The 15,416-nt window shown below is 57.5% G+C and carries 14 protein-coding genes and 1 tRNA gene; 5 read left to right on the top strand and 10 right to left on the bottom strand.

Going from position 1 to position 15,416, the window contains the following annotated elements; genetic code table 11:
* Positions 1-159: 159 nt before the first annotated feature.
* Positions 160-1,107: a GIY-YIG nuclease family protein gene (locus GVI59_RS02505; protein ID WP_173572686.1), complete on the top strand. Its 948-nt coding sequence runs from the start codon at positions 160-162 to the stop codon at positions 1,105-1,107.
* 298 nt (positions 1,108-1,405) lie between these two features.
* On the opposite strand, the gene GVI59_RS02500 is transcribed toward GVI59_RS02505, so the two are convergent.
* Positions 1,406-1,480 (bottom strand) — tRNA-Val (locus GVI59_RS02500).
* Between the two features lie 199 nt (positions 1,481-1,679).
* On the opposite strand from GVI59_RS02500, the gene GVI59_RS02495 reads away from it, so the two are divergent.
* On the top strand, positions 1,680-2,504 hold the full coding sequence (locus GVI59_RS02495) for an N-formylglutamate amidohydrolase (protein ID WP_173572685.1): 825 nt from the start codon (positions 1,680-1,682) through the stop codon (positions 2,502-2,504).
* Here the strand turns inward: GVI59_RS02495 and GVI59_RS02490 are convergent, their stop codons facing one another.
* The 5 genes from GVI59_RS02490 to thiO all read right to left on the bottom strand — a co-directional run bounded on the left by GVI59_RS02490 (position 2,505) and on the right by thiO (position 5,788).
* On the bottom strand, positions 2,505-2,975 hold the full coding sequence (locus GVI59_RS02490; protein ID WP_173572684.1) for a hypothetical protein: 471 nt from the start codon (positions 2,973-2,975) through the stop codon (positions 2,505-2,507). It abuts the gene before it with no gap.
* Positions 2,976-3,137: 162 nt separating this feature from the next.
* Positions 3,138-3,761 (bottom strand): thiamine phosphate synthase, encoded by a 624-nt coding sequence (locus GVI59_RS02485; RefSeq protein WP_173572683.1) that lies wholly within the window; start codon positions 3,759-3,761, stop codon positions 3,138-3,140.
* Positions 3,758-4,528, bottom strand: coding sequence for a thiazole synthase (locus tag GVI59_RS02480; protein WP_173572682.1), 771 nt, complete (start codon positions 4,526-4,528; stop codon positions 3,758-3,760). The genes GVI59_RS02485 and GVI59_RS02480 overlap by 4 nt, the downstream gene beginning before the upstream one ends.
* Before the next feature lie 4 nt (positions 4,529-4,532).
* Positions 4,533-4,730, bottom strand: a complete 198-nt coding sequence (gene thiS, locus GVI59_RS02475; protein WP_173572681.1) for a sulfur carrier protein ThiS — start codon at positions 4,728-4,730, stop codon at positions 4,533-4,535.
* A gap of 86 nt (positions 4,731-4,816) precedes the next feature.
* Positions 4,817-5,788, bottom strand: coding sequence for a glycine oxidase ThiO (gene thiO / locus GVI59_RS02470; RefSeq protein WP_173572680.1), 972 nt, complete (start codon positions 5,786-5,788; stop codon positions 4,817-4,819).
* Between the two features lie 254 nt (positions 5,789-6,042).
* Between thiO and GVI59_RS02465 the strand changes: the two genes are divergently transcribed.
* The gene (locus GVI59_RS02465; protein WP_173572679.1) at positions 6,043-7,182 is read left to right on the top strand and encodes a glycosyltransferase family 32 protein; all 1,140 of its coding nucleotides are present in this window, start codon (positions 6,043-6,045) and stop codon (positions 7,180-7,182) included.
* Positions 7,183-7,203: 21 nt separating this feature from the next.
* On the opposite strand, the gene GVI59_RS02460 is transcribed toward GVI59_RS02465, so the two are convergent.
* From GVI59_RS02460 to GVI59_RS02450, 3 genes are all read right to left on the bottom strand, one after another.
* On the bottom strand, positions 7,204-7,887 hold the full coding sequence (locus GVI59_RS02460) for an RluA family pseudouridine synthase (protein ID WP_173572678.1): 684 nt from the start codon (positions 7,885-7,887) through the stop codon (positions 7,204-7,206).
* A 200-nt stretch (positions 7,888-8,087) separates the two neighbouring features.
* Positions 8,088-10,991 (bottom strand): FtsK/SpoIIIE family DNA translocase, encoded by a 2,904-nt coding sequence (locus GVI59_RS02455; protein WP_408736589.1) that lies wholly within the window; start codon positions 10,989-10,991, stop codon positions 8,088-8,090.
* A 132-nt stretch (positions 10,992-11,123) separates the two neighbouring features.
* Positions 11,124-12,551, bottom strand: a complete 1,428-nt coding sequence (locus GVI59_RS02450) for a protein adenylyltransferase SelO family protein (protein WP_173572676.1) — start codon at positions 12,549-12,551, stop codon at positions 11,124-11,126.
* A 100-nt stretch (positions 12,552-12,651) separates the two neighbouring features.
* Between GVI59_RS02450 and GVI59_RS02445 the strand changes: the two genes are divergently transcribed.
* Together GVI59_RS02445 and GVI59_RS02440 are read left to right on the top strand one after the other, a co-directional pair.
* Positions 12,652-12,831, top strand: coding sequence for a DUF3311 domain-containing protein (locus tag GVI59_RS02445; RefSeq protein ID WP_173572675.1), 180 nt, complete (start codon positions 12,652-12,654; stop codon positions 12,829-12,831).
* Entirely contained in the window at positions 12,828-14,336 is a 1,509-nt protein-coding gene (locus tag GVI59_RS02440) for a sodium:solute symporter family protein (protein ID WP_173572674.1), read from the top strand. Before GVI59_RS02445 ends, GVI59_RS02440 begins: the two co-directional genes overlap by 4 nt.
* 119 nt (positions 14,337-14,455) lie before the next feature.
* Here the strand turns inward: GVI59_RS02440 and GVI59_RS02435 are convergent, their stop codons facing one another.
* Positions 14,456-15,307 (bottom strand): SDR family oxidoreductase, encoded by an 852-nt coding sequence (locus GVI59_RS02435; protein ID WP_173572673.1) that lies wholly within the window; start codon positions 15,305-15,307, stop codon positions 14,456-14,458.
* Positions 15,308-15,416 lie beyond the last annotated feature (109 nt).

The following is a 15,416-nucleotide window of genomic DNA, read 5'->3' as shown; positions in this document are numbered from 1 at the left end:
AAAATTGATGTTTTTCTGAATGCCGGGAAGATGGCGTAGGCCACTCTCGTAAGAGATATGTAAATCAATCTCAATCACCTTGGACATTACTGATAACGTCTCGTCATTTCTGCTCTTGCGACATGACGTGCGGGAGTGGTGGTGCTAGGTTGCCATATCATGATTGATACCAAGGGCCGTTCTCTGGAACTTTTCTATATTGATGGCCATCCGGACGGCATGATTACTGCCGAGCTTTTCAACTGGACAGGCCATGTATTCGTCACGCCTCGCACGCGTCTTGCTGAAGCCCTGAAACGGACTGAGGCTGGCTATGCCGGGGTGTATCTGCTTCTGGGTGAGAAGGACGGTGTGGATTGCGCCTATATCGGGGAAGCCGAAGATCTTGGTGTAAGGCTTAAACAGCACGCGGCGGCGAGTGACAAGGATTGGTGGGAAACCGCAGTTCTGATTTCCGCCAGCGCAAACCGACTGAATAAGGCTCATGTAAAATATCTTGAATCACGACTGATCGTTATGGCGCGAGAAATCGGACATACGCCGCTGCACAATGGTAATTCCCCAAAACCTCCGGGCCTGACGGAAGCAGATATTGCCAAGATGGAAGCGTTTCTTGCCAGTCTTATGGTGGTGCTTCCTGCCATTCGGGTCGATATGTTTATCCAGCGCAGTCGTCCGGCAGGATCGACTGTGTCTTCCATCTCACGTGAGACACCCTATTTCGAGAATTCGAAAAGTAATCCGGAAGCTGAATTCTTACTTAAATATCCGAAGTATGGAATCCAGGCGAATGCTGTGCTCAGGGAAGGTGAATTCATTGTTCTGGCTGGTTCCCAGCTTTATCCGCACTGGCAGGGGAAGGAGGGAGCGAACTATCATTCTCTCTATGAAGAACTGCTGAGAGGTGGCGTTGTAAAATCTGACGAGCAAAGCGCCGTCTTTATTAAAGACTACGCTTTTGCCAGTCCAAGTGCTGCCGCTACCATAATTTATGGACGCTCAGCCAATGGTCCGGAAAGCTGGCGTGAGATCAATAGCGACATTACGTATAAAGAATGGGAAGTCCGTCAGCTTGATGCCGTGACTGAAGAAAATACGGATGATTGATTGTCGAAAGTTCTATCGAGCAATCATAGTCCATGACTATCGTGTGTATTTCGTCTGATTTTATAATGATATTCTGTTTGGCAGTGAATTGGTCACCTGCGCGGGAGGTCAAGGCAGCACGAAAACCGCTTTCACGATCAACTGGATTTAAGGAGCGGGTGATACGACCTGACGTAACGGACAGTTATAATCTTTCCGCATCGAAATGGATTGCGGTTTACGAGACTGCTCTATCACGAAACTTTATAGATTTCGTATAAATCGCAATCGTGAATTTTAATTATTTTCACCGAACAGATGGTGGGCGCAACAGGGATTGAACCTGTGACCCCTACCATGTCAAGGTAGTGCTCTACCGCTGAGCTATGCGCCCATCTGTTCGGTAAGCGGGCTTTTAAAAGAGCTCTGCGAAGAAGGCAAGCCCATGTGAGAAAAATAGTGTAGCCTGTCAGAACGACCCCAATAATCCCTTGTTCTGAGTGCTTATGCTGGACCAATCAGGCGCTGTTTTCAGCGATTCTTTCAACACCAGAGAAGAAGACACGTCTGTCGGTTCCCACGCGAATCCGCCTGTGACTGTTGTACGTCCGGCCGGCGAATCAATACCGCTCATTATCTCGTCACCTCATTCGGGACGTGATTATTCTCCCAGCTTTCTTGCTCAGGTCAGATTGCCGCTTGAAGTGCTGCGCAGTGGCGAAGATTTTCACGTCGATACTCTGGTCGCTTCCGCGCCGGCCCATGGCGCGACCCTGCTTTCAGCTACATTTCCGAGAGTCTTCTGTGATGTGAACAGAGCCTCACTCGATCTCGATCCGGCCATGATCGCCGGAGCAGAGGAAGAGGCGCTTAGCCCTTCAGCTCGTGGGCGTGCGGGTCTGGGGAGTGTCCCGGTAGTCGTTTCCGGGGGGAGGCAGCTTTATGCAGGAAAACTCTCCATGGCGGAGACGACCGCTCGTCTGAGACGCTACTGGCATCCATACCATGCCGAGCTTCGTCAACTGATCAGGGATATGAAAGAGAAGCACGGCTTCTGTGTTCTGCTCGACATGCATTCCATGCCGGCAGGAGTGGACGGCTCAAAAGCGGATTGTGTGATTGGCGACTGTTTCGGCGCATCGAGCGAGCTGCATTATGTGCAGGCGCTGGCCCGCAATCTGCTGGCCCAGAATATGAAAGTGGCCCGTAATCATCCGTTCGCAGGCGGGTTCATCACCAGCCATTATGGCCAGCCTGCTGAAGGGGTCAGCGCCATACAGCTTGAGATGAATCGTGCGCTTTATGTGAGCCGGAGAGCCAACGGCGGCTCCGGACTGAATCCTCGTTTTGCTCAGAAAATCGAGCAGGTTATTGCGGACATGGCGGCTTATGTCGCGCAGTGTGTGAAGACACGCTGATCAGAGGGTGCGCACCATAATCCTGAATGCCGTCGCGAAATGCACGTCCGCTGCGTCAGAGGCGTCCTGATTGAGGCGGATATCGACGGTTGGTTGGGAGATCAGATAAATCTGGCAACTTCCGTTCTCCACCTGGTCCAGATGGCTTGTCACGCAGACAGCGTGGTGTGACGTGAGCGCGTTTTTCAGGGTAGGTGTGCCCGCGCCATTGGCGGATACAACAGCGACAAATGTGTTATGATTTAGATCATCGAGACGCACGGCAAAAGCGTGCATGACAATATCGATATTCTGTGAAGAGTCGGAGAAAGCCTTGCTGATCTGCATCGCTTCCTGCTCTGAACCTGACACCGCAGGATTGTAGACGACCGCCACGGAGATTTCTCCCTTTGGCGGAGGCACAACAAAGTGCAGAGCCTCGCCAAGAATGGTGACATCCTTGGAATCAAAAGCTTCTGCACATGCTGGCATGGTGATGAAAAAACCATAGCTCAGGCCGCATGCAGCCACAAATCTGGCAGTTTTTCTTAAGACGGGTATCAGCTGAACAACTTTCGATCCGACCAACTGGCTGGATAATCAGTCAGAGCTATTGAAGAACATTTAAGCAGTCGCCGGTGCGTTGAAGTATTGTTATGTCGCAATGTTTTTTTCTGTTGCCGCCAGCCACGCCGCAATCTGGGCTTCAGGATCAGGCGCAAGAATGAAGTCGGAAACGGCGGAAACACAGTCCGCACCGGCAGCAATGCACTCCGGCGCACGGGCGAGGGTAACGCCGCCGATTGCGACCAAAGGAAGATCGCCAATTCGCTGCCGCCATTCAGTCAGTTTTTCCGTGCCCTGCGGCCCAAAAGCCATCTTCTTGAGGCGTGTCGGCCAGATCGGTCCCAGCGCGACATAATCAGGCTTGACCGCCAGCGCGCGCTCCAGTTCTTCCACGCAGTGCGTGCTGATGCCGAACCGAATGCCTGCTTTCCGGATGGCGCCAAGGTCCGCTGTGTCGAGATCTTCCTGTCCCAGATGCAGCCAGGGGGCGCCGCACAGAATGGCTTCCTGCCAGAAGTCGTTGACGACCAGCGACACGCCATGGCGTTCGGCGAAGCGCAAACCTTCCTTCAATTCCTCAACGAGCGCTGCGCCCGTTTTGTCCTTGATGCGGAGCTGGATGAAACGCGCTCCGGCCGCGCCGAGACGATCAATCCAGAAAGCCCGATCCACGACAGGATAGATGCGTTGTGGAAGCGGTAAATGGGTCATGCGAGCACAGGCTTTCCGAGCAGGGGAGTGGAGGGGGCCGCCATATCACGTTCCGCCATGGGGTCCGCCTTATACGCCAGAGCGCCAGCTTCGACAGCCAGACTGAAAGCGCGGGCCATCGCTACGGGATCGCCAGCCTTGGCGACGGCCGTGTTGATGAGAACCGCGTCATAGCCGAGTTCCATGGCCTGCGCAGCGTGTGATGGCACGCCGATCCCGGCATCGACGACAAGCGGAACATCCGGGAAATGAGCCCGAAGAGCGCGCAGACCGAACACATTGTTCAGGCCCTTGCCCGAGCCGATGGGCGCACCCCACGGCATCAGCACTTCACAGCCCGCAGCGAGAAGTTTCTCCGCCACGACAAGGTCTTCAGTCGTGTAGGGAAAAACCCTGAAGCCTTCAGATGTGAGAATACGCGCGGCTTCGACAAGCCCGAACACATCTGGCTGGAGTGTATCGGCTTCGCCGATGACTTCGAGCTTCACCCAGTCCGTCTCGAACACCTCGCGGGCCATGTGGGCTGTCGTGACTGCTTCCTTGACCGTGTGACATCCAGCCGTATTGGGAAGCACCGGAACTTCAAGTTCGCGAATGAGGGACCAGAATGCCTGTCCAGCCTTCTGACCAGCAGATTCCCGGCGCAGCGACACCGTTATGACCCCAGCCTGAGCCGCTTTCACAGCGGAAGCGAGGATGTCAGGGGAAGGATACTGGGCCGTTCCGAGCATCAAAGGAGAGGAAAGTGCGGTTCCGTAAAACTTCATTGCTTTATCCACCCTGCATGGGAGCGACGATTTCAATCTTCATTCCCTCTGCAATGGTCAGGTGAGAACGGCGGGAGGCCGGCACGAAGTCGCCATCTACAGCGGTGGCGATCCGGGCACCCTTCAGGCCGAGTTCATCGACAAGCGCGGCGAGAGTGGCGGCGGTCACCTCGCGGGCCTCGTCGTTGACCAGAATGTTCATGTCAGCCTCCCTGACCAGAAGTCGTCACTTGCATGGTTCATGCATCACTTGGGGCTTTCAGGAAGACCACGCAAGTCGCGGGTCTTCTAAGAATCGAATACGAGCTTCTCGACCTGCGCGCCCAGCCATGGCGACAGCAGATAGCCGTGGCGGTACATTCCGTTGACGAAAATGGTGCGACCTTCCTGTGTCACAAGCGGTACATTATCCGGATAGGACGGCCTTAAACCTGTCCCGATATCCACGATCTCGGCTTCCGCGAAACCGGGGTGTAGCGTCCAGGCTGCGTTAAGCAGTTCGCTCATCGACCGGAGCGTCATCGGTCCGTCATTCTCGCTTTCGATCATTGTCGCGCCGACCATGAACAGGTGATCGGCGCGGGGCACTATGTAGATGGGGATCCGGGGATGCAGCATCCGCACGGGTCTGTGCAGCGTGACATCCGGACAGTGAAGAAGAAGCATCTCTCCTCTCACGCCTCGCAGCGAGGAAAGTTCCTTCCGCGCACGTAGACCTGTCGCATCAACTGTCCAGTCGAAAGTTTCGTCGGTTGGCGCCGCCGGTGTATTCAGCAACAGGCGGCCGCCCAGTTCGTTCACCAGACGATCAGCGAGGGCAGGGAGCGCCTTCCGTGGATCGAGATGGCCTTCCTCCGGAAAGAAGAGCGCTTTCTGAAAACGGTCGGCGAGATCCGGCTCCAGTTCGCCGATCTCCTGCGGACCGATTTCCCGAAAATGACTGGTGCGGCGTCCAAACCGGGCGACTTCCGCCGTGTCGCGGGGCGGGGCGACCACAAGACTGCCGTTGGACTGCACATCCGGCACGTTGGCGCGCCACCAGGCGAGGGAATCAATGGAGCGTTCGGTTACTTCTGGCGGTGCTGACTCTGCTTCGCACCAGGGAGCGAGCATGCCTCCCGCCATCCAGGACGCGCCCGAGCCGACTTTCGGTCCGGCTTCGGCCAGAGTGACACGCGCTCCCCGACTGGCCAGTCTGACAGCGGCGACAAGGCCCGCGACGCCTGCGCCACGAACCAGAATGTTTTGCGGGCGTGTCATGAGAGCCTCCCTTGCCGACAGAGCCAGAAATGTGCGCCACGATGACGATCTTCCGACGGTTTGTTAAGGGGGCCTCACGCGCGTCTGAAAAGCTCCCCAGGCGGGAGGTCTGTCATGAAATGATCTTTTTCAGTTTTTAGCGAAAAAAAATGATAATCAGGAGTAGCTGGGGTTCTATTGACCATTCGTTCAGGTTGTAACGATCTGAGGATTTGGTAATAGGTTGCTCAGATAAGTCCGTCGGAGAAAATGGAATGACTGAACCGGTAACGCCACCGCATCTTACTCCCTCCGATCTGGCAAATAATGAAAGAGCCATTGCTTATTATAACGAGCATGGCTGCGACACTGTCGAGAAGGCGTTTTACCTCGCCAATATTCTCCATACCGATCGCTGTGTTGCGGAGGCGGCCCGTGTTTATCACATCGGGTATGAACTCCATTCGAAATCTCCGGACCAGCACCCCGGCGCGCACATTCTGCTGCACGTCAGTCTTCTGTGTCAGCTGAAAGCCGGTCTGCCGCTTGATCAGGCGGATATGGACGCGCTCCGGTCCCTGTCGCTTCCTCTCTACAATTACATCCTCGGCATCCAGACAGCATGGACCACAGGCGACCTGATCAAGGCTGCCCGCATCATGGGCAACTGTTACGACGAGTTCCACACGGGCGAGGAGTGCGACAGGCTGTATCTGGAGGTCATGAACCGCCTCTACACCGAGCAGATGCGCAACGGCGTGGCTGACAGCCGTGTGCCGGGCGCTCTCATCCCCCGTAAGATCTTCATGTACTGGGACAGGGAAACGCCGGACGAAGTTGAGCGTAACTTCGAATATCACCGCAATCTCAAAGGCGTTGAGGTCAAGACTTTCAATCAGGAAGAAGCCGCCCAGTGGCTGTATGAGGTTTATGGCGTCGAAGCCCGGAACCTGTTCCTGAGCACCCGTCATCCTGCCGAGGCGGCAGATTTCCTTCGCGCTCACGTCATCCAGAAGCTGGGTGGCTGGTGGCTCGACGCCGATATCCGCATCCGTTCCGAAGACGTGTTCTTTGAGCGACTGTCCCATCACCACTCACATGTGTTCCTCCTGACCCATGACAGTGTGGTGCATAATGACTTCTTCGGTTCGGTTGCGAACAGCCCGATTCTGGAAGACGTGCTGCTGTCGCTCTATCGGAACTGCTATCTCCATCCGGGTCTGTACATCCCCTACAAGACCGGTCCCGGTGTGTTCGAGCGCGCTCTGAACCGCACGTTCCATGCAGATTTCATGCGGGTGCGTCCGATCCCGTCCATGATCGTGTATGACAACCACGTCTTCTCCGAAATCATCGAAGAACTGCACGTGGACTACAAATTCCAGGGCAAGTCCTGGCACGCCGTCAGCAACTGATCGTCCGGTCCTGAAAGGGCGTCACCCGATTTGGGGATGATACCCACAGCGTCTTAAAGCCGCCTCCATGTGGGGCGGCGGTGGCGCGACTGCCGTGACCGGGGTGGGAAGTTGCAGCGTAAGCTCCCGACTCAGGAGCTGTAACGGACCTGAAGATTCAGTTTTCCCCTCGGCGTAGATCGGGTCGCCTTTGATGGGTGTGCCCAGAAGGGCGCAATGTATCCGCGCCTGATGGGTCCGGCCCGTGTGGAGCGTCAGCTCTACCCACGAACACACACCGTCCGTGCCGAGACGCCTCAATGTCGTCCGTGCGTTCTGTCCGTCTGGAGCGGCGCACATTCTCCATCCACCGGATTTCGTGCTGATCTTTTTCAGAGGCTCATCAATCTCCGCTGTTTCCGGAGCAACGCCCTGCACGATGGCCCAGTAGATCTTGCGGGTCAGGCCTTGTGAGAAGCAGGACTGCATCGCCAGCAATGTCTGTTTGCGCAGGGCAATGGCAAGGCAGCCTGCCGTGTCGGCGTCCAGCCTGTGCGCGAGCCACGGACCATCTTTCCTTCGGCTCATCAGGGGAAACCAGTCTTCAACGCTTGGACCGCCACGTGGTCCGGGATGAACCGGCAGACCAGCGGGCTTGTTGATGATGAGCGCCTGATTGCTTTCATAGAGCGTTTCAAACGGGAGTGTTGAAGAGAGACCCGTCATGACCGTTCACTCGTTTCCAGAAACAGAGAAAGCCTGCACCGTCTGTCCAGAAGTAATAACTTAAGACCGGGGTGAGGCTGAAATTGAGAGCGGTTCCGTATTCACCTGAACGGATGAAGAAGCACGCCAGATAAGTCGTTCGAGCCATTCTGCTGACCGGTGCGCAGCGGAATGGCTCCATAAAGTGGGGCGCAGATAAATCAGTCTTCTGCGCCACGCCCGATCAGCACCTTGCGACGACCCACATGGTCGGCAGCCGTCACGATACCGTTCTTCTCCATCTGTTCAATCAGCTTGGCCGCACGGTTGTAGCCAATCGAAAGATGACGCTGGACGAAGGAGGTGGACGCCTTGCCTTCGCGGATCACGATGGCGACCGCCTTGTCATACAGACCGCCTGCATCGCCATCTCCACCGCCGCTTCCGGCTTCAAACGCTCCCGCAGCGCTGTCATCCTCGCGTTCGGAGATGACGTCTTCATCATAAATCGGCTCACCCTGTTCGCGCAGGAATTCAACCACTGCCTCGACTTCGCTATCGGCAACGAATGGACCATGCACGCGGGTGATGCGACCGCCGCCCTGCATGAACAGCATGTCGCCCTGACCGAGCAACTGTTCCGCGCCCTGTTCGCCAAGGATCGTTCGACTGTCGAACTTGCTGATGACCTGAAAGGAAATACGCGTCGGGAAGTTGGCCTTGATGGTGCCGGTAATCACGTCCACGGACGGACGCTGCGTCGCCATGATGACGTGGATACCCGCCGCACGGGCTTTCTGCGCGAGACGCTGGACGGCGGCGTCGATTTCCTTTCCTGCCGTCATCATCAGATCGGCCATTTCGTCAATGACCACAACGATGAAGGGCAGGGGGTCGAGCGTCAGAGACTGTTCTTCGAAAATCGGGTTGCCCGTTTCCGGATCGTAGCCGGTCTGGACGCGACGGGTCACTTCCTCGCCGCGCTCCCGAACCTGCGCAGCCCGTTCATTGTAACCGGCGATGTTACGCACCTGCAGATGCGCCATGGCGCGATAGCGGCGGTCCATCTCGCGCACGACCCATTTCAGGGCGGTGACGGCCTTGTTCGGCTCGGTGACGACAGGCGTCAGCAGGTGAGGGATGCCGTCATAGATCGACAGTTCCAGCACCTTGGGGTCGATCATGATCAGGCGGCACTCGTCCGGCGAATGTCGGAAAAGCAGTGACAGGATCATCGCGTTGATCCCGACCGACTTACCGGAGCCGGTGGTGCCTGCGACCAGAAGATGCGGCATCTTGGCGAGGTCGCCGAAGACCGGTTCGCCAGCGATATCCTTGCCGAGAGCCAGTTCAAGGCGGGCTGTCGTGTTCACCCATTCGGGGCATTTGAACAGTTCGGAGAGATACACCGTCTCGCGGGTCGCGTTAGGGACTTCGATACCGATGACATTGCGGCCGGGAACCGTGGCGATACGGACGCTGAGCACGGACAGGGAACGGGCGACATCGTCCGCCAGACCGATGACACGGGCAGCGCGAATGCCGGGGGCTGGCTCAAGCTCGTACAGCGTGACCACGGGGCCGGGATGCAGATCGACGATCCGTCCCTGCACGCCGAAGTCCGCAAGAACCGTTTCGAGAAGCCGGGCGTTTCCTTCCAGCATTTCCCGCGATGGCGCCATGGCGGCCCGCGAGGCGGGGGGAAGTTTCAGCAGAGAGACAGGTGGCAGAACCCAGCCCTGAGACGCCTTTGCAGCTTCCCGTCGACCTGCTGCTGACCCTCCATCATTTTCCGAGCGTCCCCCGAAGAGTTTGGAAAGCAGGGACTTCTTGCCTTCACCTTCAGCAGGCGCGCCGTAACCGGCAGACTGCGTGACGGGTTCAGGCCGGGTCGCCGGAGGTGGCGATGCCGGCTGCAAGGGAGCCGGAGCCTGAAGATCAGCAGAAGCATCAGCCTGCTCATCCCGATACGCTGAGAGGCGCTCGGTCGGCGGCGGGGCATCATTTACCGGGCCGGGCAGGGCGTAGACAGCTTCGTCCTCGTTAACCGTGTTGGCGGGCCTGCGGCCAGTCGGACGGTTTGCCGGAGGTGATTCCGGTGAGGGCGCCAGAAGAGCGAGATCGGTGCCTGTAGGGGCGGCGCTTCTGGTGGCGGCAGGCTGTCTTGCCGTTTCGGAACGCGGCGGCGGAGGTGCGAAGCGGGTTTCCTGCGCTGCTTTTGCTGCAAGATATTGCCCGGCCGAGGCGGTGGAAGCCTTGGCGCGCCGGGGAATCCACGACCGTTTGCTGCCGTTGTCCTGTTCGACAAAACCAGTTTCGGAACCGGCTGTTTCATAACCGTTGCCGTAGTCGCTGCGGGCGTATGCGTCCTCCTGCCCCGGAAGAACCCGACGCTGACGGGCAATAATCACTTTGGCGAGGCGACCGGGCTGCCGACCGATGAGCAGCATGGTCGCGCCTGTCAGTCGGGCGATGCTGTTCCATTCATTCTTGTCGAGCCCGAACGCCAGCGCGCCCAGAAGAACGGCAAGGATCAGGCCGAGGAACCAGATGATGACGCCGCCCGCAGGCCCAATGGCGGACATTCCGGCGGCAACGGCTTCCCGCGCTATGCTGGCTCCGATCCCGCCGCCTATGCCTGCGTCGGATGGCCATGCCGGTGCGTGAAAGGCCGTGATCAGAATGGGGAGCGCCGCAAGAAGAGCCGCCCCCACTGGAAGGAGGAAACAGAGGGCGACAGCCCGTATTACGAAGACGCTCAGACCGCGATGCCGGAAGATTCTCCATCCCCACGCGGCGAGGGCGACAATCAGCAGCGCCGTGGAGAGACCCACAGCCTGAATGAGAATATCGGCCAGAAAGGCTCCCGGTCGTCCAAGCAGGTTCGTAGGCGCTCTGTCGGTCGACACATCCGGGGAGGGGTCGAGCGGGTCATAGCTCCAGAAACAGGCTGTCAGGACGAGCGCCAGCACCCACAGCAGAACACCGCCGAGTTCATCACCTCGGCGTTTCAGCGACGTTTTCGTCGTGGCGGATGAAAGGCTGGCTGGAAGGATGCGGCTGATACGCGCCAAGAAACCGGTCCCAAGGTTGCAGTGTTCAAAGGCTGGATACGCCCGCCTCATACGGTCGCATGGAATGCGAACATATCGCGTGCAGGGTGCATCCTAAAGGTGAAGAACCGTTCTTAAAGCCCGGATATGTCCAAAAAGCGAAGATTTTTTGAGTTCATGAAGGAGGTTTCTCCGACTTCATGCTCACAGGGCGCGATACTGACCCAGAGCGTCGGCCATCAGATCGATTTCAGCCAGCTTGGCGTCAAGCGCGGACCAGTCATCCTGCTCGCTCAGTTTTGTCCAGAGAGCCTCGACCGTCGTGATGAGCATGTTACAGGGCTGACCGCCTGAAAAATATGGATGATCTGCGGAATAGGAGGCGACCGGGGTCCGTTTTTCGAGCAGGTCGCGCGCCTCTGCAAAGGCGCTGTCACGATAGAGATCACCACGCTCGCCATTCAGCGCACGCTCCGCACCACCACTGCCACCATACCAGTCGAAGGGAAGGCAATGGAACGGAATGCCGGAGGTTTCCATGAACAGCGTCACCGCATGGCGAAGGGCGCGGTCGGCCTCGGGAGTATCCGGATTGACGCCAAGACGACGGCACCATGCGAGGTCCAGTTCGCGTTCATAAAGCGCAGGAAAGCCGGAAAGAACGTCCGTCAGCCCGGCATGAGGGGCAAATTCCAGCAGGCATTCCGCCAGACGGGCCAGATTCCACAGCAGCGCCTGTGGCTGGCGTCCATAGGCGTAAAGCCCGTTATGGTCGAAATACGCGGCGGTAAAGCCTGCATCGAACCGGGGCAGAAACCGCCACGGGCCATAATCGAAACTCTCGCCCGTGATGGCGATATTGTCCGTGTTCAGAACGCCATGCACAAAGCCCGCCGCCATCCACTGCGCGCCTACACGGGCGACGCGACCGCAGACGGCCTCAAACAGGATCAGGGCTTCGTTGCCGTCTTCCGGGATGGAAAGGTCTGGGTAGTAGGTTTCCCGGACATAGGTACCGAGCTGCTTCAGCGCTTCTGTCTCGGCATTGGCCGCAAGGCGCTGGAAGGTTCCGATACGGATGTGTGAGTGACCGAGCCGCACAAGAACAGCCGAGCGCGTCGGGGATGGCTCGTCATGTCGTTCCAGATTTTCGCCCGTTTCGATCAGGCTGAAGGCGCGGGAGGTTTCAACGCCCAATGCTTCCAGCATGGAGGCGGCCAGAATCTCCCGAATACCGCCTTTCAGGGTCAGGCGACCATCGCCGCCCCGTGACCATGGGGTCCGGCCGCTGCCTTTGGTGCCGAGATCAAGCAGGCGTCCGGTGTCGTCACGCAACTGGGCGAACAGGAAACCGCGACCATCGCCGAGATCAGGGTTGTACTGACGGAACTGGTGGCCGTGATAACGGAGCGCCAGCGGGTGCGGCAAAGAGCCGGGGAGCGGTTTGAAACGGCCAAAGTGATCAACCCATTCGTCCTCGGTCAGCGTGTCGAGGCCGACAGTGGACGCTGCCCGATCGTTACGATAACGGAGCGTGTGTGTGGGGAAGTGAGCGGGTTGCACGACATCGTAAAACAGACCGCCGAGGCGGGTGTGATCGAGGGCCGGATGAAAAGCTTGTGAAAATGGCATCAAACTGCGCTTTCACGGGAAGTTCTATTGACTTCCCGATGGTCATTTTACAGTGTCAACAAATCCGACACACACACGAATAATAAGAAGTGGTCGCTGAATGAAAATTTTCAATATCCTGCTCCTCGCGCCCTTTGTCGGGTTGCTGTGGGTGCCCTTCTATAACCACCAGACCCCGATGCTGTTCGGATTCCCGTTTTTCTACTGGTACCAGTTCGCGTGGGTGCCGGTGACATCAGTTCTGATCTGGCTTGCCTGGAAAAAGGGAGCGCAGTCATGAACAGCATTCCCGCATCTGATACGATCGCGCTTGTCGTCTTCATCCTGTTCTTCGGGTTGACGATTGTCGCAGGTAGCACGGTTTCTCACTGGAAAGGCTGGTTTTCAGGCGGAAAAAAAACGCCATCTTCCGCGCCGGCCGAAGGGCATAGCGGCCACGACACGGAAGAGTGGGGGCTGGGTGGACGTGAGTTCGGGGCCTGGGTCACCTGGTTTCTGGTCGGCGGCGACTTCTATACAGCCTATACCGTCATCGCGGTTCCGGCGCTGGTCTATGCGGTCGGCGCTTATGGCTTCTTTGCGCTACCCTACACCATCATCGTCTATCCGTTCATCTTCATCGTCATGCCGAAGCTGTGGAAGATCGCCAACGATGGCGGTCATGCTACTGCGGCGGACATGATCCGGGCCCGCTTCGGTAGCCGCACCCTTGAACTGGCTGTTGCGTTTTCCGGGCTGATCGCGGTCATGCCCTATATTGCGCTCCAGCTGATCGGTATCCGTACGGTCGTTGAGGCTCTTGGCTTTTCGGGCCAGATTCCGCTGGTCATCGCCTTTGTCTCGCTCGCTGCCTATACGTGGCTCGGTGGTCTTCATGCGCCTGCGCTGACGGCGTTCATCAAGGACATCATGATCTATATCGCGGTGATTGCCGCCGTGACGCTGATCCCGATCAAGCTTGGCGGCTATGGCCACATGTTCGACGTCATGAACAGTGTTGTGGCGATGCCTGACGCTGATCACGTGATGAAGGCAGGGCAGATGATGCCATACGCGACACTGGCGCTTTCTTCCGCGCTGGCTGCGTTCCTGTATCCGCACACACTCACTGGTATTCTGGCGGCGAAATCCGCTGATACGGTCCGACAGAATGCTGTTTATCTACCGATCTACACCATTGTGCTCGGACTGATCGCCCTGCTCGGCATGATGGCGCACGTCGCCGGGATCGACACGACCGTGTCCTCCATGGTGGTGCCTTACCTGTTCCTGAAGCTGTTCCCCGACTGGTTCGCAGGCTTCGCCTTCGCGGCCATTGCTGTGGGCGCGCTCGTTCCTGCCGCCGTCATGGCGATCGGTGCGGCGAACCTGCTGACGAACAACATCCTGCCGAAGAGCTATGCAGGTGTGACGACTTCGCGGATCGCGGCGTTCGGTGTGAAGCTCGGCGCTCTGCTCTGCGTGATGTTCCTGAACGCAAAGTTCGCCATCGACCTTCAGTTGCTGGGGGGCGTCATCATTCTTCAGACATTCCCTGCGCTGATCCTTGGTCTCACCAAATTCCGGTTCTCATCAACCGGGATGCTGTCAGGCTGGGTGGTCGGCACGGTCTTCGGTCTGGCAATGTGCTGGTCTGATGGTCTGAAACCGGTCCACACACTCGCCATCGGCGGCTGGTCCGAACTGGTTTCCACGGGGTTGCTTGCTCTGGTGGTCAACATCATCGTGGCTGGCGTGGTTTCGGTCATTGTTCCGAACCGAAGCGTGGCTGTTGCTGCTGAATAAGCGTAACTGCCTGTCGTGATGTGTTGAAAAGCCTGCCTCCGCGAAAGCAGAGGCAGGCTTTTTTTTGTCTCATAATTCTTGGATGCGTTTACCCGAAGTCGAAAGGGGTGGCTGGATGGTCAGCCTTCCTTTACCGGCGTGCCGGGCTTGATGTCATAAGCCTTCTGCACGAGAGGCGCGCGCTGTCCCAGTCCATCCGTAACCTTCTGCGTCCAGACGGCATTGAGCTGCTCACGCTGCTCGGCGATGATCTCCTTGGGTTCGACATTCCGGTAGGTCTCGATTTCACCGGTCAGAACGCCAACGGTCGTTTCAAAGACCGGCTCGGGGTCATACTGCTCATGAGGGAAGGCGATCTTGCTGTAGTCGAAGAGACGCTCTGATGGATCATCTTCCCAGCTTTCCCAGGTCTCGAACATGCGGTCGTTGAAACCGGTGAGGAACGGACCGGGATTGACCGTCGCCACTTCGATCCCGAATTCCTTGACTTCCTGACTGAGGGCGGACGCGATCGCCTCGATAGCGTGTTTGGAGGAGGAATAGGCTCCCGCGAACGGGTCTGTGGTCAGACCGGCCACCGAAGACATGAAGACGATCTTTCCCTTCTTTTTCTTCACCATGTTCCTCAGCACGATCTGTGTCAGTGAGACCGGACCAACGATGTTGACTTCATACTGCCAGCGGAGATTGTCCGCCGGAATGTCGGCGACGGAACCGCCTTCGGAAATGCCGGCATTGTTCAGCAGGATATCCACATCCCAGGCCGCAGCCTTTTGCCGATCTCCATCATTGGTCACATCGAGTTTCTCGACGCGCAGAGAAACGCCCCGTTTCCGGGCTTCCTCCGAAAGGGTGAAGACCTGTGCGGCGATTTCCACGCCGGCAATGACATTGAACCCTTTTTCTGCCATCCGCAGTGAGACTTCATGACCAAAACCGGTGCCTGCACCCGTTATCAATACGGTCGTCATGGTGTTTCCTTTTCGAATCTACTGAGTCGAAAACGCAGTGGGTCACGGATATGTTCCCATGCAGAATTGGTCTTTCAGTTTTGTTTTTTGATGAATCCGTAATGAAATT

It is taken from the genome of Acetobacter sicerae (genome assembly GCF_011516765.1).
Classification (GTDB): domain Bacteria; phylum Pseudomonadota; class Alphaproteobacteria; order Acetobacterales; family Acetobacteraceae; genus Acetobacter; species Acetobacter sicerae.
Note: the sequence above shows the minus strand (reverse complement) of the source record. Positions and strands in the feature narration are given on the sequence as shown.

Excerpts from the sequence above, each read along its gene's own strand:
- GVI59_RS02505 (WP_173572686.1), top strand. The coding sequence starts at position 160 with ATGATTGATACCAAGGGCCGTTCTCTGGAACTTTTCTATATTGATGGC.
- GVI59_RS02490 (WP_173572684.1), bottom strand. The coding sequence starts at position 2,975 with ATGCCAGCATGTGCAGAAGCTTTTGATTCCAAGGATGTCACCATTCTT.
- GVI59_RS02485 (WP_173572683.1), bottom strand. The coding sequence starts at position 3,761 with ATGACCCATTTACCGCTTCCACAACGCATCTATCCTGTCGTGGATCGG.
- GVI59_RS02480 (WP_173572682.1), bottom strand. The coding sequence starts at position 4,528 with ATGAAGTTTTACGGAACCGCACTTTCCTCTCCTTTGATGCTCGGAACG.
- thiS (WP_173572681.1), bottom strand. The coding sequence starts at position 4,730 with ATGAACATTCTGGTCAACGACGAGGCCCGCGAGGTGACCGCCGCCACT.
- thiO (WP_173572680.1), bottom strand. The coding sequence starts at position 5,788 with ATGACACGCCCGCAAAACATTCTGGTTCGTGGCGCAGGCGTCGCGGGC.
- GVI59_RS02465 (WP_173572679.1), top strand. The coding sequence starts at position 6,043 with ATGACTGAACCGGTAACGCCACCGCATCTTACTCCCTCCGATCTGGCA.
- GVI59_RS02460 (WP_173572678.1), bottom strand. The coding sequence starts at position 7,887 with ATGACGGGTCTCTCTTCAACACTCCCGTTTGAAACGCTCTATGAAAGC.
- GVI59_RS02455 (WP_408736589.1), bottom strand. The coding sequence starts at position 10,991 with ATGAGGCGGGCGTATCCAGCCTTTGAACACTGCAACCTTGGGACCGGT.
- GVI59_RS02450 (WP_173572676.1), bottom strand. The coding sequence starts at position 12,551 with ATGCCATTTTCACAAGCTTTTCATCCGGCCCTCGATCACACCCGCCTC.
- GVI59_RS02445 (WP_173572675.1), top strand. The coding sequence starts at position 12,652 with ATGAAAATTTTCAATATCCTGCTCCTCGCGCCCTTTGTCGGGTTGCTG.
- GVI59_RS02440 (WP_173572674.1), top strand. The coding sequence starts at position 12,828 with ATGAACAGCATTCCCGCATCTGATACGATCGCGCTTGTCGTCTTCATC.
- GVI59_RS02435 (WP_173572673.1), bottom strand. The coding sequence starts at position 15,307 with ATGACGACCGTATTGATAACGGGTGCAGGCACCGGTTTTGGTCATGAA.